This window comes from Cupriavidus sp. IDO (genome assembly GCF_000812465.1).
Taxonomy (GTDB): Bacteria; Pseudomonadota; Gammaproteobacteria; order Burkholderiales; family Burkholderiaceae; genus Cupriavidus.
The window spans coordinates 130,003-154,626 of the sequence record NZ_JWMA01000006.1; the positions used below are offsets into that span (position 1 = coordinate 130,003).

At 65.8% G+C, this 24,624-nt stretch carries 17 protein-coding genes; 3 read left to right on the forward strand and 14 right to left on the reverse strand.

Annotation, left to right across the window (positions count from 1 at the left end):
* Position 1: 1 nt before the first annotated feature.
* From RM96_RS02415 to rpsB, 10 genes are all read right to left on the reverse strand, one after another.
* Positions 2-529 carry an OmpH family outer membrane protein gene (locus tag RM96_RS02415; protein WP_039007238.1) on the reverse strand — a complete coding sequence of 176 codons (528 nt, stop codon included), beginning with the start codon at positions 527-529 and terminating at the stop codon, positions 2-4.
* A gap of 21 nt (positions 530-550) precedes the next feature.
* Positions 551-2,884, reverse strand: coding sequence for an outer membrane protein assembly factor BamA (bamA, locus tag RM96_RS02420; RefSeq protein WP_193752377.1), 2,334 nt, complete (start codon positions 2,882-2,884; stop codon positions 551-553).
* 98 nt (positions 2,885-2,982) lie between these two features.
* A complete protein-coding gene (rseP, locus tag RM96_RS02425; protein ID WP_039007242.1) occupies positions 2,983-4,377 on the reverse strand; it encodes an RIP metalloprotease RseP in 1,395 nt (464 codons plus the stop codon).
* 118 nt (positions 4,378-4,495) lie between these two features.
* On the reverse strand, positions 4,496-5,668 hold the full coding sequence (gene ispC, locus RM96_RS02430) for a 1-deoxy-D-xylulose-5-phosphate reductoisomerase (protein ID WP_039007244.1): 1,173 nt from the start codon (positions 5,666-5,668) through the stop codon (positions 4,496-4,498).
* Between the two features lie 12 nt (positions 5,669-5,680).
* Positions 5,681-6,502 carry a phosphatidate cytidylyltransferase gene (locus RM96_RS02435; RefSeq protein WP_039007246.1) on the reverse strand — a complete coding sequence of 274 codons (822 nt, stop codon included), beginning with the start codon at positions 6,500-6,502 and terminating at the stop codon, positions 5,681-5,683.
* 43 nt (positions 6,503-6,545) lie between these two features.
* Complete coding sequence (locus RM96_RS02440; RefSeq protein ID WP_039007248.1) at positions 6,546-7,316, reverse strand: isoprenyl transferase; 771 nt, start codon at positions 7,314-7,316, stop codon at positions 6,546-6,548.
* 49 nt (positions 7,317-7,365) lie between these two features.
* Positions 7,366-7,926, reverse strand: coding sequence for a ribosome recycling factor (gene frr / locus RM96_RS02445; RefSeq protein ID WP_039007250.1), 561 nt, complete (start codon positions 7,924-7,926; stop codon positions 7,366-7,368).
* Between the two features lie 110 nt (positions 7,927-8,036).
* Positions 8,037-8,747 (reverse strand): UMP kinase, encoded by a 711-nt coding sequence (gene pyrH / locus RM96_RS02450; protein WP_010809599.1) that lies wholly within the window; start codon positions 8,745-8,747, stop codon positions 8,037-8,039.
* A gap of 269 nt (positions 8,748-9,016) precedes the next feature.
* On the reverse strand, positions 9,017-9,895 hold the full coding sequence (gene tsf / locus RM96_RS02455) for a translation elongation factor Ts (protein ID WP_039007255.1): 879 nt from the start codon (positions 9,893-9,895) through the stop codon (positions 9,017-9,019).
* Positions 9,896-10,178: 283 nt separating this feature from the next.
* Complete coding sequence (gene rpsB, locus RM96_RS02460; protein ID WP_039007256.1) at positions 10,179-10,922, reverse strand: 30S ribosomal protein S2; 744 nt, start codon at positions 10,920-10,922, stop codon at positions 10,179-10,181.
* A gap of 326 nt (positions 10,923-11,248) precedes the next feature.
* Between rpsB and map the strand changes: the two genes are divergently transcribed.
* The 3 genes from map to RM96_RS02475 all read left to right on the forward strand — a co-directional run bounded on the left by map (position 11,249) and on the right by RM96_RS02475 (position 16,648).
* Positions 11,249-12,115, forward strand: coding sequence for a type I methionyl aminopeptidase (map, locus tag RM96_RS02465; RefSeq protein ID WP_274520136.1), 867 nt, complete (start codon positions 11,249-11,251; stop codon positions 12,113-12,115).
* A 76-nt stretch (positions 12,116-12,191) separates the two neighbouring features.
* On the forward strand, positions 12,192-14,774 hold the full coding sequence (locus RM96_RS02470) for a [protein-PII] uridylyltransferase (RefSeq protein ID WP_039007260.1): 2,583 nt from the start codon (positions 12,192-12,194) through the stop codon (positions 14,772-14,774).
* A 23-nt stretch (positions 14,775-14,797) separates the two neighbouring features.
* Complete coding sequence (locus RM96_RS02475; RefSeq protein WP_039007261.1) at positions 14,798-16,648, forward strand: pseudouridine synthase; 1,851 nt, start codon at positions 14,798-14,800, stop codon at positions 16,646-16,648.
* A gap of 59 nt (positions 16,649-16,707) precedes the next feature.
* On the opposite strand, the gene def is transcribed toward RM96_RS02475, so the two are convergent.
* Genes def through smc form a run of 4 tightly spaced genes read right to left on the reverse strand, consistent with a single transcriptional unit; the run spans position 16,708 to position 24,240 of the window.
* Positions 16,708-17,241: a peptide deformylase gene (gene def, locus RM96_RS02480; RefSeq protein ID WP_039007263.1), complete on the reverse strand. Its 534-nt coding sequence runs from the start codon at positions 17,239-17,241 to the stop codon at positions 16,708-16,710.
* Positions 17,238-19,373: an NAD-dependent DNA ligase LigA gene (gene ligA, locus RM96_RS02485; RefSeq protein ID WP_039007265.1), complete on the reverse strand. Its 2,136-nt coding sequence runs from the start codon at positions 19,371-19,373 to the stop codon at positions 17,238-17,240. The genes def and ligA overlap by 4 nt, the downstream gene beginning before the upstream one ends.
* Before the next feature lie 12 nt (positions 19,374-19,385).
* Positions 19,386-20,693 carry a cell division protein ZipA C-terminal FtsZ-binding domain-containing protein gene (locus tag RM96_RS02490; protein WP_039007267.1) on the reverse strand — a complete coding sequence of 436 codons (1,308 nt, stop codon included), beginning with the start codon at positions 20,691-20,693 and terminating at the stop codon, positions 19,386-19,388.
* A gap of 31 nt (positions 20,694-20,724) precedes the next feature.
* Positions 20,725-24,240: a chromosome segregation protein SMC gene (smc, locus tag RM96_RS02495; protein WP_039007269.1), complete on the reverse strand. Its 3,516-nt coding sequence runs from the start codon at positions 24,238-24,240 to the stop codon at positions 20,725-20,727.
* Positions 24,241-24,624: the final 384 nt, after the last annotated feature.

Consider the following 24,624-nt stretch of genomic DNA (forward strand, 5'->3'; position numbering starts at 1 on the left):
CTTACTTGCCGCCGGCGTTCAGCGCCTTCATCACGTCATCGGTGATGTCGATGCGGGGATTCACATACACCGCTTCCTGCACGATCAGGTCGTACTTGCGCTGCTCGGCCAGCTGGCGGATCACGCGGTTGGCGCGCTCCAGCACCTGGGCCAGCTCTTCGTTGCGGCGCTGGTTCAGGTCTTCGCGGAACTCGCGCTGCTTGCGCTGGAATTCACGGTCGAGATCGGCCACTTCACGCTGGCGGCGCTGGCGGTCCGAATCGGCCAGGACGGCGGTGTCCTTGTCGAGCTTGTCGGCCATGCCCTTGATCTTCTGGGCCATGTCCTGCAGTTCGCGGTCACGCTTGGAGAACTCCTGCTCCAGCTTCACCTGGGCCTGCTTGGCAGGCTGGGAATCGCGCAGGATGCGCTCGGAGTTGACGGCGGCAATGCGCGCTTCCTGCGCCATCGCCGGCGCCGCCGCGCACAGTGCTGCGGCGGCAAGCGCCGCGGCGCTCAGGGATTTGACCAATTTGTATTTTGTCGTCATGAAACAGATCCTTTATCAGAATCAGAACGCAGTGCCGATCTGGAACTGGAAGCGCTGAACCTTGTCGGTGGCATCCTTCTTCAGCGGGAAGCCCATGCTGATCTTCAGCGGACCGATGGGCGACAGCCAGGACATACCGAAGCCCGTCGAATACTTCAGGTCGCTGAACAACAGCGGTGCGCCTTCCTGGTACACGTTACCGAAGTCAAAGAACGTGAACAGGCGCAGCGTACGGTCGACCCCCGAACCAGGCAGCGGGAAGATGAATTCGACGTTGCCGATCATCTTCGAGGCGCCGCCCACCGGGTTGCCGTTCTGGTCCTTCGGACCCAGCGTGCTGGTCTGGTAGCCGCGCACCGAGCCGATACCACCGGCGTAGAAGTACTTGAACACCGGGAACGGCGTATTGCCGTAGCCGTGGCCATAGGCGACTTCGCCGTTCAACGCCAGCGTGAACGCCTTCGAGATCGGATAGAAGTACTGCTGCTGGAAGCTGGCGCGGTAGTACTGCGTATCGCCGCCCGGCAGGCCGACTTCCAGGTTGGCCTGGGTGTACGGGCCCTTGGTCGGGACCAGCGCGCTGTCGCGGCGGTCACGTGCCCAGCCGATCGTGAACGGGATGTTGTTGATCGGGTCGCCGCTGGCCTTGCCGATATCCTTCAGCCACTGCGTGTACTGGTTCGGCGTGTTCACCGAGGTGTAGACCTGCGTGCGCTCGTAGCCAATGCCGAAGAACACCGTATCGACTTCCGAGAACGGCACGCCGAACTTGAAGCCGCCGCCCATCGACACGATCTTGTAGTCCTGGTCGCCGGTGTAATACAGCGGACGCGACGTACGGTAGTAGATATCGGTCGACCGGCTGATGCCGTCCACCGTGAAGTACGGGTCGTACTGCGTCAGCGAGATGGTGCGGAACGACTTGGCCGTGTTCACGTCCAGGCCAAGGCTCGTGCCCGAGCCGAATACGTTGTCCTGGCGCAGGCCTGCCTGCAGCACCAGCTTGTCGGTGGACGAGAAGCCCACACCCAGGCTGATCTGGCCGGTCGGCTTTTCGGTCACGTTGACGTTCACATCGACCTGGTCGGGCGCGCCGGGCACGTCCTCGGTGGTGATGTTGGTGTCGGTAAAGTAGCCGGTACGGTTGATACGCGCCTGCGACTGTGTAAGCTTCTCGCTGTCGAACCAGGAGCTTTCCATCTGCCGCATTTCACGGCGCACCACTTCGTCGCGGGTCTTGCTGTTGCCGATCACGTTGACGCGGCGCACATAGACGCGACGACCCGGGTCGACCATCAGCGTCAGCGCGACTTCACGCTTCTCCTGGTCGATCTGCGGCTGCGGGTTGATCGTGGTGAATGCGTAGCCGTAGGTACCCAGCAGGTCGGTGATGGACTTGGTGCTCTGCGTAAGCTTTTCGGACGAGAAGATATCGCCCTTCTTCAGCTGCAGCAGCTTCTCCATCTCCTCCTGCTTGCCGAGCAGCTCCCCTGCCAGGCGGATATCCGACACCTTGTACTGGTCGCCTTCCTTGATGTTCAGCGTCAGGTAGATGTCCTTCTTGTCCGGCGTGATCGACACCTGGGTCGATTCGATCGCGAACTCGAGGTAACCGCGGTTCAGGTAGTACGAGCGCAGCGCTTCCAGGTCAGCCGTGAGCTTTTGCTTGGAATACAGGTCGTTCTTGGTGTACCAGGACAGCCAGTTCGGCGTGGAAAGCTGCATCTCGTCGCGCAGCGTGCCTTCCTTGAAGGCCTTGTTGCCGACGATATTGATCTGGCGGATCTTGGCGACCGGGCCTTCGTCCACGTTGAATACCACCGACACGCGATTGCGGTCGACCGGCGTCACGGTAGTCTGTACGTCAGCCGCGTAGTAGCCGCGCGCCACGTACTGGCGCTTGAGCTCCTGCTCGGCCTTGTCGATCAGTGCCTTGTCGTAGTAGCGGGCTTCGGCAACGCCGACAGCGCGCAGCGAACGGCGCAGCGTGTCCTTGTCGAATTCCTTGATGCCGACAAACTCGAGCTGCGAGATCGCCGGCCGCTCCTCCACCTGCACGACCAGCACGCCGTCCTCGGCACGGATCTGCACGTCCTTGAAGAAGCCGGTGTTGTACAGCGCGCGAATGGCGTCGGCGCCCTTGTCGTCGGTGAACGTTTCGCCGACGCGGACCGGGAGATAGCCAAACACGGTGCCCGGTTCCACGCGTTGCAGGCCCTCAACGCGGATGTCCTTGACAACGAACGGATCGGCGGCCCAGCTCGCCGGGCTCCAGGCGGAAATAACGGCACTCGCCAGCAACCCTAGCGAAATGCGCTTATGTCTGATCAATCTTGATCCCCTCTTTGATTCCATCCAGGATTGCGCTCCGATGCTTCGTCGGGCTGCGCCTGACAATAGCGTCCCGGGCGACGGTGTCGATGACACGACCGCCCCTGCGCCGACATGTGTTTCTAGCCGTGTGCCAGAAACATTCGGCTGACGTCATTGAACAAAGCGAGCGAAGTCAGGAGCAAGATGCAGGCGATGCCAACCTTCTGCAGCATTGCCTGCCAGTGGTCTGGGACGGGCCTGCCAGTCAAAAATTCCACGCAATAATACAGCAAATGCCCCCCATCCAGAACCGGAATAGGTAACAAATTCAGCACGCCAAGGCTCACGCTGACCAGCGCCAGGAAGCTGATAAAGGCCTGCCAGCCGAGGTTTGCGGCGCGCCCGGCGTAATCGGCCACGGTCAGCGGCCCGCTCAGGTTCTGCAGCGATGCCTGCCCGACCAGCATCTTGCCAAGCAGCTTCAGCGACAACGCACTGGTATTCCAGACCTGCCCGACCGCCCGGCTGAACGCCTCGGCCGGCCGGTAGCGCACCGTTTCCATCTGCACCGCCTGGCTGAGCGCCGCGCCCAGCTTGCCGGTCGGTCCCGCGGCGCTGCCGGCGCCGTCCTTCGCGGCGGGATTCGTGTCCAGCGTCACCGGAATCTCCAGGCGCTGGCCACCGCGCTCGATCCCGAGCGTGACCTGCTGGCCGGGCTGGCTGCGCACGGCCTTGATCAGCTCGCTGGCCTGCGTCAGCGGCTTGCCCTGCCAGGCCACCACGCGGTCACCCGGCTTCAGGCCGCCGCGTTCAGCGGCGGAATCCGGCATGACCTCGGTGATCGTCACCGGCCCGCCCTTGAGGAACAGGCCGAGCGTGGCAAGCGGGTCTTGCTCGGGATTCCCGCCGGTATTCGGCAGGCGCGACAGGGTAACGTCGCGCTCGGCGCCGTCCGCGCCGCGCACGCGCAGCACAGCGCGCGCATCGCCGAAACCTTCTGAAAATACGGCCATCCGCAAGTCGTTCCAGGAGCGGACCGGCTCGGTGCGGTCATTGGCACTGAGCGACAGCACACGGTCACCTTCGCGGAGGCCCGCCTGCGCAGCCACCGTGCCGGCCGCCGGCGCGGCCACTACCGGCGCGGGCTCGCGCATGCCGCCGGAGAACAACCCGAAATACAGGACAATGGCCAGCGCGAAATTCGCCAGCGGACCTGCCGCGACAATGATGAAGCGCTTGCCGACCGGCTGGCGGTTGAACGCGCGCGGCAGTTCGGCGGGATCGATCGGCGCTTCGCGCTGGGGATCGACTTCCCGTTCATCCAGCATCTTGACGTAGCCGCCGAGCGGAATCGCCGCGACGGTCCACTCCGTGCGGTCCCTGCCCCTGGAAATCCAGCGCAGCAGCGGACGGCCGAAGCCGATCGAGAAGCGCAGCACCTTCACCCCGCAAGCGCGCGCGGCAAGGTAGTGCCCCATCTCGTGCACGAAGATGAGGACGCAGAGGGCGACGACAAAAGCGAGAACGGTTTGCATGGCAGCGTTGGGTCGTCAGAAACGATAGCGGGGCTGGCAGCGGCCCGGAGACACAGCCGGGCGCAGCCGCAGCGCCATTGTCGCAGATGCCGCGAGCCGCCCCGTCACAGACGCCAGTTCAGCCAAGCTTGCCCAGCGCTGCACGTGCCGCCTCACGTGCGGCAGTATCTGCCTCCAGCACCGCGCCGAGCGAATCAGCCACGCCCTGTGGTGCCTTTTCGAGCACACGAGCGACGATGCGGGCGATATCCGTGAAGCGGATCTTTCCGTCCAGAAAGGCCTCAACCGCCACTTCGTTGGCGGCATTCAGCGCCGCCGGAGCCAGCCCCCCGACGCGCAGCGCGTCGAAGGCCAGCCCGAGGCACGGGAAGCGCGCCATCTCCGGCTTCTCGAAGCTGAGGGTGCCCGCCAGCGCCAGGTCCAGCGGCGACACGCCCGCCTCGATCCGCTCCGGATAGGCCAGGCCGTAGGCGATCGGCGTGCGCATATCGGGATTGCCGAGCTGCGCCAGCACCGAACCGTCCATATACGCGACCATCGAATGCACGATGCTCTGCGGGTGGATCAGCACCTCGATGCGTTCCGGCGGTGCGCCGAACAGCCAGTGGGCCTCGATCACCTCCAGGCCCTTGTTCATCATCGTGGCCGAATCGACCGAGATCTTGCGCCCCATCACCCAGTTCGGGTGCGCGCAGGCCTGGTCGGGCGTGATGTCGTGCAGCGTGGCCGGATCGCGCGTGCGGAACGGCCCGCCCGAGGCCGTCAGGACGACCTTTGCCACGCCGGCGCGGTAGCGCGGATCGTCCGCCGGCAGGCACTGGAAGATGGCGTTGTGCTCGCTGTCGATCGGCAGCAGCGTGGCGCCATGCTCGCGCACCGCATCCATGAAGATGCGCCCCGACATGACCAGCGCTTCCTTGTTCGCCAGCAGTACCCGCTTGCCGGCGCGCGCCGCGGCCAGCGTCGGTCGCAGGCCGGCCGCGCCAACGATTGCGGCCATTACGGAATCCGTCCCAGCGTCGCTTGCCACCGACTCGAGTGCCGCCTCGCCGTGGCTGACTTCGGTAGGCACGCCTGCATTGCGCAGCAGGCCTTCCAGTTCGCGCGCGGCCTCGGCCGTGCCAACCACTGCCCGGGCCGGGCGGAATTCGATGCAGCTGGCGGCAAGCTTGGCCACCTGGCGGTGCGCCGTCAGCGCGTGCACCGCATAGCGGTCGGAATGGCGCCGGATCACGTCGAGCGTGCTTTCGCCGATCGAGCCGGTGGCGCCAAGGATGGTAATGCGATGCATATCAGGCCAGCTTCAGAAAAATGTCACCATGAGAGCCGCCAGCGGGAATACCGGCAGCAAGGCGTCGATGCGGTCCAGCACACCGCCGTGGCCGGGCAGGAGGCGGCTGCTGTCCTTCATGCCGACCTGGCGCTTGAGCAGCGACTCGAACAGGTCGCCGGCGATGCTGGCGGCGACCAGCAGCGTGGTCAGGACTGCAACCAGCACCGGCCCGCCGCGGTCGCCCATGACCGAGAACCAGGTCGGCTCGAACGCGTGCGTGGCGGCCAAGCCGAGGCCGATCGCCATGGCCAGCAGCCAGCCGCCGATGGCCCCTTCCCAGGATTTTCCCGGGCTGATGGCCGGCGCCAGCTTGCGCCGGCCGATGGCCTTGCCAACAAAGTATGCGCCGATGTCGGCGGCCCAGACCAGCACGGCGGCGGTGAGCAGCACGCCGATGCCGGCGCCGCGCAGGATCATCGTGGCATGGCCGAACGCGGGCAGCATCACCAGCCCGAGTATCGCGCCCAGTGCGGTAAAGCCCGGCGTGGCAGTCCGCACGCCGCGGGCCAGCAACACCACCGCCACGCCCCAGCAGACCACGGCGGCCTCGAGCAGCCAGGTCAGCGCAGCGCGGCCCGGAAGGTCATGCCAAACGATCAGCGCAAGCAGGCAAGCCACCGCATAGACGTAAGGCCAGGCACGGCGCAGCCCGATCAGTCGGCCGAACTCCCAGCCCGCCAGCAGCACGATCACCGCGATCAGCCCGGCCAGCGCCACGGGCGGCGCCAGGAACAGGATCGGCAGGATCAGCAGCAACAGGCACAGGGCGGTGATGACGCGGGTAAGGAGCATGCGCTGCGGTGGTTCCCGTTGGGTAATGGTGGAAAGGGCCGGCTCAGGCGGTGCCGGACAGCCCCCGGGCGACCAGCTGTGCGCTGGTGCGGCCGAAGCGGCGTTCGCGCTGGCGGTACGAGGCGAAGGCCTTGTCCAGTTCCGCGGCGTCGAAGTCCGGCCAGTAGACGTCGGTGAAATACAGCTCGGAATACGCGAGCTGCCACAACAGGAAATTGCTGATGCGCTGCTCACCGCCCGTGCGGATGAACAGATCGGGCTCCGGCGCGTATGACATTGCCAGGTGCGGGGCCAGCACGGCCTCGTCGATGGTGTCCGGATCCAGCATCGGCGAGCGGGCCAGCATCTTGCGCATGGCCTGCAGCAGGTCCCAGCGCCCGCCATAGTTGGCGGCGATCGTCACGGTCAGGCCGGTATTGCCGTCCGTACGCGCTTCGGCGTCCCTGATCAGCTGCTGGATGCGCGGGCTGAAGCGGCTCAGGTCGCCAACCACCCGCACGCGGATGTTGTTGGCGTGCATCTTGACCACTTCCCGGCGCAGGGCGGTCATGAACAACCGCATCAGGAACGAGACTTCATCCGCCGGACGGCGCCAGTTCTCGGAACTGAACGCAAACAGCGTCAGGAACTGCACGCCGCGCGCTGCGCTGGCTTCCACCACCGCCCGCACGGCATCCAGCCCACGGCTGTGGCCGGCCACGCGCGGAAGGTGTCGCTGAGTCGCCCAGCGGCCGTTGCCGTCCATGATGATGGCAACGTGCCGGGGCACATACGTGGTATCGGGAACGCCGAGCGTTGAACTGATGTGCTGCATGATGGCAGACGGTCACTGACAGTCCCGGCGAAAGCTCGCCGGGGACGGGTCAGACCGTCATGATCTCCTTCTCTTTTTCCGCGACCATCTTGTCGATCTCGGCGACGAACTTGTCGGTCAGCTTCTGCACTTCGTCCTGGCCGCGGCGCTCGTCGTCCTCGGAGATGGTCTTGTCCTTGACCAGCTTCTTAAACTGCTCGTTGGCATCGCGGCGCAGGTTGCGCACGGCAACCTTGGCGCCTTCGGCCTCGCTCTTGACGACCTTGGTCAGCTCCTTGCGGCGCTCTTCGGTCAGGGCAGGCATCGGCACGCGGATGATGTCACCCATGGTGGCCGGGTTCAGGCCCAGGTCGGAATCACGGATGGCCTTTTCGACCGCGCCGACCATCTTCTTTTCCCAGGGCTGCACGGAGATGGTCCGTGCGTCGGCCAGGCCGATGTTGGCGACCTGGCTGATCGGCACCATCGAGCCGTAGTAATCAACCTGTACATGGTCGAGCAGGCCGGTGTGGGCACGGCCAGTGCGGATCTTCGCCAGATCGGCCTTGAAGGACTCGATCGACTTCAGCATTTTCTGCTCGGCGCTCTTCTTTGTGTCGGCGACGCTCATCATAACCTCCGGAAAACAGGGCAATCATGATCCCGCAGGCCGGGATCGAAAATGAATCATTCTACTCTTTGCCCGGCCGCGTACCACCATTGTGGCGCGGCCGGCGGCGCTCAGACGTGCACCAGCGTACCTTCGTCCTCGCCCAGGATGATGCGCTTGAGCGCACCCGGCTTGACGATCGAGAACACCCGGATCGGCAGCTTCTGGTCGCGGCACAGCGCGAAGGCGGTGGCGTCCATCACTTGCAGATTGCGCGAGATGGCCTCGTCGAAGCTGATGGTGGTGTATCGCGTGGCGCTCGGGTCCTTCTTGGGGTCGGCGGTGTACACGCCGTCCACCTTGGTCGCCTTGAGCACGACCTCGGCACCGATTTCCGAGCCGCGCAGCGCTGCGGCGGTGTCGGTGGTGAAGAAAGGGTTGCCGGTGCCGGCGGCGAAAATCACCACCTTGCCCTCCTCCAGCTGGCGGATCGCCCGCGGACGGATGTAGGGCTCGACCACCTGGTCCATGCGCAGCGCCGACTGGACGCGGCCTTCGATGTTGGCGTGGCGCATGGCGTCTTGCAGGGCCAGTGCGTTCATCATGGTGGCCAGCATGCCCATGTAGTCGGCCGTGGCGCGGTCCATGCCGGCGGCACCGCCGGCGACGCCGCGGAAAATATTGCCGCCGCCAATCACCACCGCCACCTGGACGCCGAGCTTCACGATCTCGGCAATGTCATTGACCATGGCCTCGATGGTGGAGCGGTTGATGCCGAAGGCATCGTCGCCCATCAGGGCTTCACCGGACAATTTCAGAAGGACGCGCTTATAGGCTGGCATGTTCACCCTCGGGCAAGAGCTGGACGCTCGTTTTGAGACGTATGTTTTAACGCGAACGGCACGGATCGGCGCGCCGTCCGCGGGAGAAAGCCGGTTTTCGCGGTCACCCGTCCAGTTGGGCGGGTGACCGCGAAAACAGACTGCTGCAGCGCACGCCGCGCGGGACAGGCAGCGTGTTCCTACTTGTGCAGAGGGGCACCTTTCGGCGCCCCTGCGGCATTATACGGCGGGCCAGTCACCCTCCACGAGGGGTCCGGACCGCCGGGACATCAGGCCTTCTGCGCAGCGGCCACCTGGGCGGCCACTTCAGCGGCGAAGTCGTCCTGCTTCTTCTCGATGCCTTCACCCACGACGTACAGGGTGAAGCCCTTGACGGTCGTGTTGGCGGCCTTCAGCATCTGCTCAACGGTCTGCTTGTCGTTCTTCACGAACGGCTGGTTGAACAGCGAGACTTCCTTCAGGTACTTCTGCACCGAGCCTTCAACCATCTTGGCGACGATCTCGGCCGGCTTGCCCGATTCGGCAGCCTTCTGCTCGGCGATGCTGCGCTCCTTGGCGATCAGGTCGGCGGGGACCTGGTCGGCGGACAGCGACACCGGCTTCATGGCGGCCACGTGCATGGCGACGTCCTTGGCGGCGGCTTCATCGCCGTCGAACTCGACCATCACGCCGATACGGGTGCCGTGCAGGTACGACACCAGCTTGCCGCCGTTGGCGTAGCGGGCAAAGCGGCGGATCGTCAGGTTTTCGCCGATCTTGCCGATCAGGGCGGTGCGGGTGGCCTCAACGCTCACGCCGTCGATTTCCAGCGCCGACAGGGCAGCCACGTCGGCCGGGTTCTGCTTGGCGACCAGCTCGGTCACCTTGGCCGAGAAAGCCAGGAAGTCGTCGTTCTTGGAGACGAAATCGGTCTCGCAGTTCAGTTCGACCAGGGCGCCGGTGGTGCCGTCGATGAACGATGCGACCACGCCTTCGGCGGTCACGCGCGACGCGGCCTTGCTGGCCTTGTTGCCCAGCTTGACGCGCAGCAGCTCTTCAGCCTTGTTCAGGTCGCCGTCGGCCTCGGTCAGGGCCTTCTTGCATTCCATCATCGGCGCGTCGGTCTTCGCGCGCAGTTCAGCCACCATGCTTGCGGTAATTGCCGCCATTTGTCACTCCTTGAATGGTTCGCGCCAGCCTGTCCGCGGTTGCCCTGTCAGACTGCCGGCCGGGGTGTACAGCCTCACCCGCGACAGATTGCCTGCGGCGGATGACAACAAATCAAAAATTCAAAAAAAAGGGGCGCCAGATGTGCCCCCTTTTATCGCCCTGCTTATATGCCGGCGTCCCCCGGCTTCGCGCAACGGCCGCCCCATGCTCCGGGCGGCTGACGATGCCTGCTTGTCGTTCCGAGGCGATGCGCGCTATCGGGGTCCTTTCGCCGGCAGGCGATCAGCCTTCCTGGACTTCGACGAATTCGTCGCCGCCGCGTGCGGCTTCCACGACTTCCTGCACCGCGTTGGCACGGCCTTCCAGGATCGCGTCAGCCACGCCGCGCACGTACAGGGCCACGGCCTTGCTCGAGTCGTCGTTGCCCGGGATCACGTAATCGATGCCTTCCGGCGAGTGGTTGGTATCGACCACGCCGATCACGGGGATGCCCAGCTTGTTGGCTTCGGTCACGGCAATCTTGTGGTAGCCGACGTCGACCACGAAGATGGCGTCAGGAACGCCGCCCATGTCCTTGATGCCGCCGATCGACTTTTCCAGCTTGAGCATCTCGCGCTCGAACATCAGCGCTTCCTTCTTGCTCATGGTGTCCAGCGCGCCGGCTTCCTTGGCAGCTTCCATGTCCTTCAGGCGCTTGATCGAGATCTTGACCGTCTTGAAGTTGGTCAGCATGCCGCCGAGCCAGCGGGCGTCGACGTAAGGCATGCCTGCGCGGCCGGCTTCTTCAGCCAGGATTTCGCGCGACTGGCGCTTGGTGCCCACGAACAGGATGGTGCCGCGGTTGGCGGCCAACTGACGCACGTACTTCAGTGCGTCCTGGAACATCGGCAACGTCTTTTCGAGGTTGATGATGTGGATCTTGTTGCGGTGACCGAAGATGAAGGGAGCCATCTTCGGGTTCCAGAAGCGGGTTTGGTGGCCGAAGTGGCAACCGGCTTCCAGCATTTCGCGCATGGTGACGGACATGTAATTCTCCAATAGGGTTTGGTCTGAAGTCCGCCCCGACATTCCTGAAGAGGAACACCCCGGATGAGCGGACCAGCGATTTCGAGATTCCGGCCTGCCGGCAACATCCCCGCAAAGGGTTTGCTGCATCGCAAACAAGCTAGCCTGCTATTGTAGCAATAAAAACGCAGGCCGCTCAAGCCTGCCCGACCTTTGCCGGACGAGGCGCCCCTGCATCACCTCCGGCCAGACGCCTCGGGAATACAGAAGCCTTGTCTGCCTCCGATTGGCACGCCATTGGCTGCGATCCCCTCGCGATGGTGCGATAATCCCACATTGACCATTCGATTCCGGCGCGGCCTGAGGCCTCGCCGTCACATTTCTGGCGACGCAGCATGAGCATCTATCTGAATACCGCCGAAGACATCGCCCAAATGCGCGTGGCTTGCCGCCTTGCCTCCGAAGTCCTCGACTACATCACCCCCTTCGTCAAGCCGGGCGTGACCACCGGCGAGCTGGACCGCCTGTGCCATGCCTATATGCGTGACGTGCAAGGCACCGTGCCCGCGCCGCTGAACTACGCGCCCCCGGGCTATCCGCCCTTCCCCGGCGCAATCTGCACCTCGGTCAACGACGTGATCTGCCACGGCATCCCCGGCGAGCGCGTGCTGAAGAGCGGTGACGCGATCAACCTGGATATCACCGTCATCACCAAGGAAGGCTACTACGGCGACACCAGCCGCATGTTCATCGTCGGCGAGGGCTCGATCCTCGCCAAGCGCCTGGCACAGGTGACGTATGAGTGCATGTGGAAGGGCATCGCGCAGGTGCGCGACGGCGCCCGCCTGGGCGACATCGGCCATGCCATCCAGGTGCACGCCGAGGCCGCCGGCTACAGCGTGGTGCGCGAATACTGCGGCCACGGCATCGGCAAGAACTTCCATGAAGACCCGCAGATCCTGCACTACGGCCGCCCCGGCACCGGCACCGAGATCAAGGCCGGCATGATCTTCACGGTGGAACCGATGATCAACGCCGGCAAGCGCGACATCCGCACCATGCCCGACCAGTGGACGGTGAAGACGCGCGACCGAAGCCTGTCGGCCCAGTGGGAGCACACCGTGCTGGTCACCGAGACCGGCTACGAAGTGCTGACCGTGTCGGCCAACACCCCGGCGCCGCCCGCGTTCATTACGGAATCCGTTGCGGCCTGACGCCGCACCAAGCCAGGGGCGCCTGACAGGCGCCCTTCTCATTTCAGCCGTGCCCACGAACCTCCACGCCCACTCCATGGACACCACGCCGGAACTCCTGCTCGCCGCCCGTGTTCGCGACAGACTGAAGTCCGACAAGCAGGCCCTGTTCGCCGATTTCGAGGCAACTGCCCAGGCCACGACGCTGATCACGCGTCTGCGCCGGGCGGTGGATACCGCCCTGATCGAGGCCTGGCGCGGGCTGGAGATGCCCGCCGGCGCGGCACTGGTGGCGGTTGGCGGCTATGGCCGCGGCGAACTGTTTCCCTATTCGGACGTGGATGTCCTGCTCCTGCTTCCGACCGAGCCGGACGCAGACACCACCGGCCGGCTCGAGCGCTTCATCGGCCTGTGCTGGGATCTCGGACTCGAAATCGGCTCATCCGTGCGCACGGTCGACGACTGCATTCGTGAATCGCGGCTCGACGTCACGATCCAGACCTCGCTGCTGGAGGCACGCCTGCTGACCGGCAGTCGCAAGCTGTTTGCGGAGTTGCAGCAACGCTACCAGGCCGACCTGGACCCGGCAGCATTCTTCCAGGCCAAGCTGCTGGAAATGCGCCAGCGCCACGCCAAGTACCAGGACACGCCCTACGCGCTGGAGCCCAACTGCAAGGAAAGCCCCGGTGGCCTGCGTGACCTGCAGGTCATCCTCTGGATGACCAAGGCGGCGGGTCTCGGCGACAGCTGGAAAGAGCTGTTCGAGAAGGGCCTGCTGACCGAGCGCGAAGCCCAGGAACTGGCCCGCAACGAACGCCTGCTGAAGACCATCCGCGCCCGCCTGCACTTGGTGGCGGGCCGCCGTCAGGATGTGCTGGTGTTCGACCTGCAGACCGCCCTGGCCGAATCCTTCGGCTACCGGCAGAACGACAACAAGCGTGCCAGCGAACAGCTGATGCGCCGCTACTACTGGGCCGCCAAGGCCGTCACGCAGCTCAACAGCGTGCTGCTGCTCAATATCGAGGCGCTGCTGTTCCCCTGCGAGTCGCAGGTGACGCGCGTCCTCAACGAGCGCTTTGTCGAGCGCCAGGGCATGCTGGAAATCACCAGCGACGACGTCTATGAGCGCGACCCGCACGCGATCCTCGAAACCTTCCTGCTGTACGAGCGCACGCCGGGCGTGAAGGGCCTGTCGCCGCGCACGCTGCGCGGGCTGTACAACGCGCGCACCCTCATGGGTGCAAGCTGGCGCAACGATCCCGAGAACCGCCGCCTGTTCCTGGCCATCGTGCAGGAGCCGCAGGGCATCACTCACGCGCTGCGCCTGATGAACCAGACCAGCGTGCTGGGCCGCTACCTGATCAACTTCCGGCGCATCGTCGGGCAGATGCAGCACGACCTGTTCCACGTCTACACAGTGGACCAGCACATCCTGATGGTGGTGCGCAATATGCGCCGCTTCGCCATCGTCGAGCACACGCACGAATTCCCGTTCTGCAGCCAGCTGATCGCCAGCTTCGACAAGCCATGGGTTCTGTCGGTGGCGGCGCTGTTCCATGACATCGCCAAGGGCCGCGGCGGCGATCACTCCAAGCTCGGCACCGTGGATGCGCGCCGCTTCTGCAAGCAGCACGGCATCGCGCGCGAGGACGCCGACCTGATCTGCTGGCTGGTCGAGCATCACCTGACCATGAGCCACGTGGCGCAGAAGCAGGACCTGACCGATCCGGAAGTGGTTCATGCCTTTGCCCGCGTGGTCGGCAACGAGCGCTACCTGACGGCACTCTACCTGCTGACCGTGGCCGATATCCGCGGCACCAGCCCGAAGGTCTGGAACGCATGGAAGGGCAAGCTGCTGGAAGACCTCTACCGCATCACGCTGCGCGTGCTCGGCGGCGCCAGGGTCGATCCGCACTCGCTCTGGTCCCAGCGCAAGGAAGAGACCATCGCGCAGTTGCGCCTCAAGGCCTTCGACCCGGAGCTGGGCAAGCCGCTGTGGGCGCAGCTCGACGTGGCGTTCTTCCTGCGGCATGACTCGCGCGACATCGCCTGGCTCACGCGCCATCTCTACGACAAGGTGAACAGCCCCACGCCAGTAGTGAAGGCGCGCATCTCGCCCGCCGGCGAGGGCCTGCAGGTGGCCGTGTACGTCAAGGACCAGCCGGACCTGTTTGCACGGATCTGCGGTTACTTCGAGCGCAAGGCGTACTCCATCCAGGACGCCAAGATCCACACCACTCGCCACGGCTACGCGCTTGATACCTTCCAGGTGACCGATCCAGGCATCTCCGGCGACGGCGGCAACTACCGTGACATCCTTGCGCTGGTGGAACACGAGCTGTCCGAGCGCCTGCGCCTGCAGGCGCCACTGCCCGAGCCCAGCCAGGGCCGGCTGTCGCGCCAGTCGCGCAGCTTCCCGATCAAGCCGCGCGTAGACCTGCGGCCTGACGAGCGCGGCCAGTATTACCTCCTGTCGGTGTCGGCCAACGACCGCACTGGCCTGCTGTATGCGATTGCCCGCGTGCTCACGCAGCATCGCGTCTCAGTCCACACCGCCCGCATCAACACCCTTGGCGAACGCGTCGAAGACGTGTTCCTGGTCGACGGCAGCCGTCTTGCCGCCGACAACCGATCGCAGATTCAGCTTGAACAGGACCTGCTCGCCGCGCTGGAAATCTGATTCCCGCTGGCAGCATTGAAGATATGACCGATAGCAATTCGCCCAAGCGCAAGACGCTGGGCATCAAGCCGCCCGCCGGCACCGCCACCCGCAAGCCCTCCGGCAACCGGCCCGTGCGCGTCTCCGACCTGAACCGCAAGCGCGTCCAGGCCGTTGCCGAAGGCATCAAGCGTGCGCACGAGCGGGCCGGCGAAAAGTCTGCCAAGCGCACACCGTCGCAGCCGGAGCAAGGTGCAGGCGGGCGCCGTGACAATGCCGCCGGCAGGCCCGCCCGCCCGGCACGCAGCGAGGGCGACCGCGATTTCCGCCCGGCCCGGCAAGGACGTCCGGCCGACGGCGAACGGCAGGCCCGCCCGCGCCGGTTCGAGGAAGGCGAGGCCCGTCCACGCCGCTTTGGCGACGATGAATCCCGTCCCCGCCGTTATGGCGACGACAACCAGCAGCGTCCGCGGCGTTTCGACAATGGCGAGCCCCGCCCGCGCCGGACCGGTGACGATGAATCACGCCCGCGCCGCTTCGGCAATGACGAGTCGCGTCCGCGCCGCTCTGGCGATGATGAATCGCGTCCTCGCCGTTATGGTGACGACACCAGCCAGCAGCGTCCGCGGCGCTTCGACAACGGCGAGTCGCGCCCGAGCAGGGCCGGTGACAATGAATCGCGCCCGCGCCGCTTTGGCGATGATGAATCGCGTCCCCGCCGTTACGGCGATGACAACAGCCAGCAACGCCCGCGACGTTTCGACAACGGAGAGTCCCGCCCGCGCAGGGCCGGTGACGATGAATCGCGCCCGCGCCGCTTCAGCAATGACGAGCAGCGTCCACGCCGCTATGGCGACGACAGCAGCCAGTCGCGTCCGCGCCGTCCTGACACCGGCGAATCCCGTCCGCGGCGCTTCGGCGATGACGAAGGCCGCCAGCGCCGCGCGCCGGGTCCCGATGACCGCCGCCGCGAAGGCGCAGCGCCTGCACGCCGGTTCAGCGACACGGCGGATCGCGCCCGGCCGGCACGCCCCACAGGCGACCGCGCCGCGCGCCAACCGGACGCACGCACGGAAAGCCGCCCGGCCGCGCCTGCTGCCATGGCACGCGAACCGGCGCACGACGACGGGCTGGTCCGCCTGTCCAAGCGCATGTCCGAGCTCGGCCTGTGCTCGCGGCGCGAGGCCGATGAATGGATTCCGCGGGGCTGGGTGCTGGTCGACGGCAAGCCGGTCACCGAACTGGGCTCGCGCATCCGCCCTGACGCCGAGATCGAGATTCTGCAGGCTGCGCGCTCCGAGCAAGGCGAACGCGTGACCGTGCTCCTGAACAAGCCGGTCGGCTTTGTGTCGGGCCAGGCGGAAGACGGCTACGAGCCGGCAGCGGTGCTCTTTACCGCGGAGAACCAGTGGGAGGGAGACCCGACGCGCAAGCGCTTTGCGCCCTGGCAGCGCAAGAACCTGGCGCCGGCTGGCCGCCTCGATATCGACTCCACCGGCCTGCTGGTGCTCACGCAGGACGGCCGCGTGGCGCGTGCGCTGATCGGCGAGGATTCGAACGTCGAGAAAGAGTATCTGGTTCGCGTGACCTGGGATTCGCCGAACGGGCTGGTCGAGCGCAATATCAGCGCGGTCTTCCCGCCCGAAGAGATCGAGCGTCTGCGCCACGGCCTGTCGCTCGACGGCGTGGCACTGAAGCCGGCCAAGGTCAGCTGGCAGAACGAGGAGCAGTTGCGCTTTGTCCTGCGCGAAGGCCGCAAGCGCCAGATTCGCCGCATGTGCGAACAGGTGGGCCTGCAAGTGGTGGGGCTGAAGCGGGTCCGCATGGGCCGCGTCGTGCTGGGCGATCTGCCGCCCGGACAGTGGCGTTTCCTGGGACCGTTCGAGAAGTTCTGAGGTAGCGAGATCCGGCGTGTCCTCACATGAGGAGGGCACGCCGGACTGTCAGCGGCATTTCAGTCGTCGCTGTTGGGCGGCAAGTCGGGGAACAGCACCTCGGTAAATCCGAAACGCGCAAAGTCCTTCACCCGCATCGGATACAGAATGCCCTGCAGGTGATCGCATTCATGCTGCACCACACGCGCATGAAAGCCTTCGGCAATGCGCTCGATGCGGTTGCCCATCATGTCGTAGCCGCTGTATTTCAGACTGACATGGCGCGGCACCACGCCGCGCAGCCCCGGCACCGACAGGCACCCTTCCCAGCCGTCCTCCATCTCATCGGACAGCATTTCCAGCACCGGATTGATCAGCACCGTCTTGGGCACCGTCGGTGCGTCCGGATAGCGCGGATTGCGGTCGAAGCCGAAGATCACCACCTGCAGGTCGACGCCGATCTGCGGCGCCGCCAGGCCCGCGCCATTGGCATGGTCCATGGTGTCGAACATGTCGTCGACCAGGATGCGCAGCTCCGGCGTATTGAAGCGCTCCACCGGCCGCGCCACCTGCAGCAGGCGCGGATCGCCCATCTTGAGAATTTCGCGAATCATTGCGGTTCCCCCGGTTGGCCTGCGCCGAATTCGGCCAGCAGCTTGAGCATGCCTGCCTCGTCCAGGACCGGCACGCCCAGTGCCTCGGCCTTGTCGAGCTTGCTGCCGGCTTCGGCGCCGGCCACCACATAGTCAGTCTTCTTTGAAACCGAACCCGCCACCTTGGCACCGGCTGCTTCCAGCCGTTCCTTGGCGTCTTCGCGCGACATCGTCGGCAGCGTGCCGGTGAGCACGAAAGTCTTGCCCGCCAGCGGCGCCGGCGCCTTCGCGGCCGGTTCGCTTTCCGGCCAGTGTACGCCTGCCGCGCGAAGCTGTTCGATTACCTCGACATTGTGCGGCTCGCCGAAGAAATTCGCGATCGACTGCGCCACCACCGGGCCGACATCGTTCACTTCGAGCAATGCGGCCTCGTCGGCGGCCATCAGCCCGTCGAGCTTGCCGAAATGCCTGGCCAGGTCCTTGGCCGTGGCCTCGCCCACATGGCGGATGCCCAGCGAAAAGATGAAGCGGTTGAGCGTGGTCTCGCGCGAAGCATCGATCGCAGCCACCAGGTTGGAAGCCGATTTGTCCGCCATCCGGTCCAGCGCCGCCAGCTTAGCCACGCCGAGCTTGAACAGGTCGGCCGGCGTGCGCACGATGCCCTGGTCGACCAGCTGCTCGACCACCTTGTCGCCCAGCCCTTCGATATCCATGGCGCGGCGCTGCGCGAAATGCAGCAGCGCCTGCTTGCGCTGGGCGGCGCAGATCAGGCCGCCGGTGCAGCGTGCAATCGCTTCATCCTCAAGCTTCTCGATGTGCGAGCCGCACACCGGGCATTCGGTCGGCATCACAAAGGCGCGCGCGTCGGCAGGACGCCGGTCGGCGACGACTGCCACCACCTCCGGAATCACGTCGCCGGCGCGGCGCACGATCACCGTGTCGCCGATATGCACATCCTTGCGGCGAACCTCGTCCTCGTTGTGCAGGGTGGCGTTGGTCACGGTCACCCCGCCGACAAACACCGGCTTGAGCCGCGCCACCGGCGTGATCGCGCCGGTGCGGCCCACCTGCACCTCGATGTCCTCGACGATGGTCGTCATTTCCTGCGCCGGGAACTTGTGCGCCAGCGCAAATCGCGGCGCGCGCGAAACAAAGCCGAGCCTCTCCTGTTCGTCCAGCGCGTTGACCTTGTAGACCACGCCGTCGATGTCATACGGCAGCGCATCGCGCTTTTCGCCGACATCGCGGTAGAAATCCAGCAGCCCCTGCGCGCCCTTGACCACCGCCCGCTCCTTGCAGACCGGCAGGCCCAGGGTGGCAAACCCGTCGAGCATGGCGCTGTGGGTTGGCGGCCGGTCCACGCCCTGCAATTCACCCAGGCCATAGGCAAAGAACGAAAGCGGCCGGCGCGCGGTAATGCGCGGATCGAGCTGCCGCAGGCTGCCAGCGGCGGCGTTGCGCGGATTGACGAAGGTCTTCTCGCCGGCTTCGGCCTGGCGCTCGTTGAGCTTGTCGAAGTCGCGGCGGTACATGAACACCTCGCCACGCACTTCCAGCACCGCGGGCGCCTGGCCACGCAGCTTGAGCGGGATCGCCTTGATGGTGCGCACGTTGACGGTCACGTCCTCGCCGGTCTCTCCGTCGCCGCGGGTGGCGGCCTGCACCAGCCGGCCGTCCTCGTAGCGCAGCGACATCGCCAGGCCATCGAACTTCAGCTCGCAGGCGTACTCCACCGCATCGGCGGCGCTGAACAGGTCCTGCGCGCCGCCGGCAAGCACGCTGCGGCCCAGCCCTTGCGCACAGCGGCGGTCAAAGGCGATGACGTCCTCGTCGGAGAAACCGTTGTTGAGCGACAGCATCGGCACGCGGTGCCGCACGGTGTCGAACGCCGACAGCGGCTGGCCGCCGACGCGCTGGGTGGGCGAGTCGGGCGTAAGCAGCTCCGGATGCTCGATTTCCAGCGCCTGCAGCTCGCTGAAGAGCGCGTCGTATTCGGCGTCCGGAATGGTCGGCGCATCGAGCACGTAATACTGGTAGTTGTGGCGATCCAGCTCTTCGCGCAGCCACTGGACGCGATCGGCAGCCGCCTTGGGCGGCAAGCCGGCGCCGGGCGCGGAGGCATTGGCCTTCGCGCCGTGATGGGTTCCGCTCATTGCTGACTCCGGCTAAATGCTGAACAGACGCACCGCCACCGGGGAGCCGGCGGGCATGCCGCGCGCTTCCAGCTTGACGTACAGCGCTTCGAGCTGGTTGAAGATGGCGACGAACGACGGCTCGCTCAGCGGCCGCATATTGTCGTCGACCAGCTGCGCCCCCATGCGCTGCGCCAGGGTATGGCCATACTCGCAGACCGTCTTGAACGGCTTTGCCGACTGGTCGGCCTGCGGCACATCCAGCAGCAGCGTGATCCGGCGTCCGGCCTTGATGGTCAGGTCATCGCGCAGGAAGTTGGTATCGCCGAACTGCAGCGTGAACAGCGGACGCTGCACGCCGTCAGGGCCAGCCTGGTAGCGGATAAAGCGGGTGCCATCGCGCGACAGCACCAGGCCGTCCTGCGTGGCCACGTTCTGCACGTAAGCGGCAGACCACGGCGCGCCGTCGGAGATCACGTTGACGCCAAGCTGCACGTCGCAGCCTGCCGCAAAGGCATCGAGCTCGCGCGCATTGGCCACGGTTTCCGTCATGTCGGGCAGGTCGGCCGAGGCGTCAAGCGATTCGGCCAGCGATTCCACGGCGTTGACGAATTCGGAGAATTCCAGCGCATTGAGCGGACCGCCGCGATTGGCGAGCTGCACGGCGACCTGGATATCCTCGTACTGATGGCCGGCGGTCACCGCTTCCCACGCATTGGCCTCGGCACGCAGGCCCTCGATATGAACCTGCTTGGTGCCGGCGCGGCGCAGACGGCCGGTCAGCGGCAGGATGCGGTCGCCGGAAGCCTTGCGCTCCAGGTGCAGCGGCACGATGCAGTCGATCAGCGGATCGATCACGGCCGGCGTGGGCTGGCCATCCAGCACGGCCACGGCAGGCTCTTCCTCGACAGCCTCGGCCTGGGCAGCCGGCCCAGGCTGTGCATGGGCCGACGTCGAAGCAGCAGGCGCTGCGGCGAGTGCCACCTCTTCGGCAATTGTCTCGTCCGCATCGGCGGAACTGGCGGCAGCTGCCGCTGCGGCAACCGCCACGTCGTTCGAGGTGACTGGCGAAGGCGCCGGTGCCGCCGGCTTGGCCGCCAGCGTCGGCTCGCGTCGCTCGATGTGCTCTTGCGCGGGTGTCTCATGCAGCTTGGCCGCGACTTCAGGCGCAGTGGTCTGGCCTACCACCGGCTCGCGCATCGGCGGCAGGTCGTCTTCCGGGCTCAGCTCGCGCGGACGGCGCGCCTTGCGGATCTGCCACTGGTTGTAGGCAAACAGCAGCGCCAGGAAGACGAGGCCCGCGACGATCAGCGCGGTCTGCAGGTCCATGTTCAGGTTCATGCTGCAGCCTCCGAGGAATCAATGGCCATGCTCATGCTGCCTCCGCCATAGAAACCGCCGCGTCCATGTCGACAGCCACAATACGCGAGACACCCTGCTCCTGCATGGTCACGCCGATGAGTTGATGAGCCATTTCCATGGCGATCTTGTTGTGTGAAATAAATACGAACTGCGTCTTGCTGGACATGCGCGCCACCATGTTGGCGTAGCGCTCGGTATTGGCGTCGTCCAGCGGCGCGTCCACCTCGTCCAGCAGGCAGAACGGTGCCGGATTGAGCTGGAACATCGCAAACACCAGCGCGATCGCGGTCAGCGCCTTCTCGCCGCCGGAAAGCAGGTGAATGGTCGAGTTCTTCTTGCCCGGCGGCTGCGCCATGACCTGCACGCCGGCGTCGAGGATTTCCTCGCCGGTCATGATCAGGCGGGCCTGGCCGCCACCGAACAGCGACGGGAACAGCTCGCCGAAATGATGGTTCACCTGATCGAAGGTACCCTGCAGCAGCGCCCGGGTTTCCTGGTCGATCTTGGCAATGGCGTCTTCCAGCGTGGTGATGGCGTCGTTCAGGTCGGCCGACTGCGCATCGAGGAAGGTCTTGCGTTCGCGCGCCGCGGCCAGTTCGTCGAGCGCGGCCATGTTGACGGGGCCCAGCCCGTTGATGGCGTTGTTGATGCGCGTGACTTCGCCTTGCAGGTACGACGGCTTCAGGTCGCCGGTGAGCTTTTCCGCCAGCGCGGCTTCGTCCACCTCGGCGGTGGCGAGTTGCTCGCTGAACTGCTCCTGGTTCAGGCGCGCAGCCTGTTCCTTGAGCTGGAGCTCGGTGATGCGGTCGCGCAGCGGCTGCAGGCTGCGCTCGGCGGCCAGGCGCTGGTCGTCGAACTGGCGCAACTGGGCCGACAGCGCATCGAGTTCGATGCGGGCCGCGCCCAGCTTCTCTTCCTTTTCGGCGCGCAGTTCCAGCGCTTCCTGCAGGCCGGTGTGGGCGGTCTGCTCATTGATGGTTTCCAGCTCGGCGCGCGCGTTTTCCAGCGACTCGGCGATGCGTTCGGCCTGGTCGGCGGCCACCTGGATATTTCGGCGCAGCTCGTCGATGCGGCTGGCGAGGTTGCGTTCGGCAAAGACCGCTTCCTGCGCGGCGCGCTCCAGATCGCGCAACTGGTGGCGGGCACCCGAGAGCTTGCTGTCGAGCGCCTCGAATGCCATCTGCTGGTCTTCGTGCGTGGCCTGCATCTCCGCCAGCGCGGCGTCGTGCTGCTCGAAGCTGGCTTCCGACTCGGCGCGAATGGCGCGCTGTTCGTCGATTTGCGCGCCGATTTCTTCCAGTTCCTCGCGGATCTGGCCGCTACGGGCCGAGTAGCGTTCCATCGCCTGCGACAGCTTGAGCACGTCCATCTGCAGCGTATGCACGCGGCGGGTGGCCTGCTCGCTGCGCGAGCGCGCTTCGCCGAGCGACTGGCTGGCTTGCGTGTATGCCGCTTCGGCACGCACGGCCTGGCTCCTGGCCTCGTCGGACAGCAGCAACTGCGCGCGCGCCTGCTTCTGCAGGTTCTCGATTTCCTGCTCGCGGGCCAGCATGCCGGCCTGCTCGGAATCGGCAGCGTAGATCTGGATCGCGTTGCGGCCGATGAGGTGGCCTTCGGCGACGACGAACGATGCCCCTTCGGGCAGCGTACCGCGCGCGGCCAGCGCGGCGGCCATGTCGGTCGCGACATAGACGTCCGCCAGCCAGTCCTGCATCACGGCGCGGATGCCCGGCTCGGTGATCTGCACCAGCGACATCAGCGAACGCAGGCCGGCCGGGGTTTCCACCGGACGCGCGGCCGGCGGCGGCGAATAGAAGGCGAGCTTGGCGGGCGGGGCGTCGGACAGGAAGGCCTTGACCCAGTCCAGGTTTGACACTTCCAGCGCGGCCAGCTTTTCGCGCAGCACGGATTCGAGGGCGTTTTCCCAGCCCGGCTCGATATGGACCTTCTTCCACAGGCGCGGCAGTTCCGACAGGCCGTGCCTGGCCAGCCAGGGCTGGACCTTGCCGTCGGTCTGCACGTTTTCCTGCAGCTGCCTGAGCGCTGACAGCCGGGCTTCCAGCGAGCCAATGGCGGCGGCCTCGCTCTGCACGCGCTCCTGCGCGGCGCGGCGCTCGCTGTCCAGGCGCGGCACGCTGTCTTCGGCATCGACCAGGATGGCCTGCGCCTCTTCCAGCACCGCTTCCTGCTCGGCCAGTTCGGCGCGGGCCTGCTCCAGGCGGGTTTCATCGGGCCGGTCCAGGCCCTTTTCTTCCGCCGACAGGCGCTCGCGCCGCTGCTCGAGCTGCTGCAGCATCTGGTCGGCGCTGCGCTGCTGGGCGGCTTCGAGCTTGAGCGCCTGTTCTGCCTGCATGATGCCGGCGCGCTGCTCGTTGAGCAGTTGCTGGGCATCGCGCCACTGGGCTTCCAGCGTCGGCAGTTCGTCGTTCTTGTGGGCAACGGCCTCCTGCGCCTCGACCGTGCGGCCTTCCGCCACGGCGAGGTTTTCCTCGGCCTGCGCCAGTTCGTCGGTGGCCTGCCCGGCCTTGCCCTGCCACTGCTCGCGCTGGGCGGTCAGGGCGGCGATCTGGGCCTGCACGCGGTTGCGCGACTCGACCACGTAGCGGATTTCCGCTTCGAGCTTGCTGACCTCGGTGTTGGCTTCATACAGCGCACCCTGCGCCGCGTGCATGCCGTCGGACGCCGCGTAATGCGCGGCACGCATGGTTTCCAGCTCGGCCTCGACGTGGCGCAGTTGCGCCGTCTGGGCTTCCAGGTCGATCTGGGCCTGCTCGATGGCGCGCTGGTGACGCTCCTGCTCGGCCTGCGCCTCACGCTTGCGCAGCAGCCACAGCAGGTGCTGCTTCTCTTCGCCGTCGGCCTGCAGCGTCTTGAACCGCTGCGCGACTTCGGCCTGGCCTTCGAGCTTTTCGAGGTTGGCGCCGAGCTCGCGCAGGATGTCTTCCACGCGGGTCAGGTTCTCGCGGGTATCCGATAGCCGGTTTTCCGTCTCCCGGCGGCGCTCCTTGTACTTGGACACGCCAGCGGCCTCTTCCAGGAAGATCCGCATGTCATCGGGCTTGGCCTCGATGATCCGCGAGATCATGCCCTGCCCGATGATGGCGTAGGCGCGCGGCCCCAGGCCGGTGCCCAGGAAGATGTCCTGGATATCGCGCCGGCGCACCGGCTGGTTGTTGATGTAGTAGGACGAGGTGCCGTCGCGGGTCAGCACGCGCTTGACCGCCACTTCGGCGTACTGGCTCCACTGGCCGGCGGCGCGGCCCTCGGCGTTGTCGAAGACCAGCTCGACGCTTGCCCGCCCGGCCTGCTTGCGGGCCGTGGAACCGTTGAAGATGACGTCCTGCATGGACTCGCCGCGCAGCTCGGAAGCGCGTGACTCGCCCAGCACCCAGCGCACCGCATCGATGATGTTCGATTTGCCGCAGCCGTTGGGACCTACGATGCCGACCAGTTGGCCGGGGACTTGAAAATTGGTGGGATCGACAAATGACTTGAAGCCCGCCAGCTTGATCGAGGATAGTCGCACGTTGTCGTGTGGTATCGGCCTATGCAGCGTTCAGGAAAGCCGGGCCACAGGAGGGCCGGCGCGGCGTGCTGCCTGCGCCCCTTTCCGCCCCCCTTGTGCCCGATAGTTGGCGCTAATCATACCATCGCAGCCCCGGCTTCCGACCGGTTTGCCAGTCTCCTCCAGGCCATATTTCCCGCCAGCATTCCCTTGCCTTTCCGCCATTTGCCGGCCACTTCCGGGCGCCACCGCCTTCACTTCTGAATTCGTGCCTGTGGCTGCTGTCTGACATGGTTATGTAACAGTCGGGAAACTAACTAGGGTAAATGCTAGTCTCTGAATAATGTCAGCGTGATCCCGGATGCCCTCGGCATCGCACCGGCCGCGGCCAGGAGTGCGCGGCCC

Coding starts and splice junctions, on each gene's coding strand:
- RM96_RS02415 (WP_039007238.1), bottom strand. CDS start 529: ATGACGACAAAATACAAATTGGTCAAATCCCTGAGCGCCGCGGCGCTT.
- bamA (WP_193752377.1), bottom strand. CDS start 2,884: ATGGAATCAAAGAGGGGATCAAGATTGATCAGACATAAGCGCATTTCG.
- rseP (WP_039007242.1), bottom strand. CDS start 4,377: ATGCAAACCGTTCTCGCTTTTGTCGTCGCCCTCTGCGTCCTCATCTTC.
- ispC (WP_039007244.1), bottom strand. CDS start 5,668: ATGCATCGCATTACCATCCTTGGCGCCACCGGCTCGATCGGCGAAAGC.
- RM96_RS02435 (WP_039007246.1), bottom strand. CDS start 6,502: ATGCTCCTTACCCGCGTCATCACCGCCCTGTGCCTGTTGCTGCTGATC.
- RM96_RS02440 (WP_039007248.1), bottom strand. CDS start 7,316: ATGCAGCACATCAGTTCAACGCTCGGCGTTCCCGATACCACGTATGTG.
- frr (WP_039007250.1), bottom strand. CDS start 7,926: ATGAGCGTCGCCGACACAAAGAAGAGCGCCGAGCAGAAAATGCTGAAG.
- pyrH (WP_010809599.1), bottom strand. CDS start 8,747: ATGCCAGCCTATAAGCGCGTCCTTCTGAAATTGTCCGGTGAAGCCCTG.
- tsf (WP_039007255.1), bottom strand. CDS start 9,895: ATGGCGGCAATTACCGCAAGCATGGTGGCTGAACTGCGCGCGAAGACC.
- rpsB (WP_039007256.1), bottom strand. CDS start 10,922: ATGTCCGTCACCATGCGCGAAATGCTGGAAGCCGGTTGCCACTTCGGC.
- RM96_RS02470 (WP_039007260.1), top strand. CDS start 12,192: ATGGACACCACGCCGGAACTCCTGCTCGCCGCCCGTGTTCGCGACAGA.
- RM96_RS02475 (WP_039007261.1), top strand. CDS start 14,798: ATGACCGATAGCAATTCGCCCAAGCGCAAGACGCTGGGCATCAAGCCG.
- def (WP_039007263.1), bottom strand. CDS start 17,241: ATGATTCGCGAAATTCTCAAGATGGGCGATCCGCGCCTGCTGCAGGTG.
- ligA (WP_039007265.1), bottom strand. CDS start 19,373: ATGAGCGGAACCCATCACGGCGCGAAGGCCAATGCCTCCGCGCCCGGC.
- RM96_RS02490 (WP_039007267.1), bottom strand. CDS start 20,693: ATGAACCTGAACATGGACCTGCAGACCGCGCTGATCGTCGCGGGCCTC.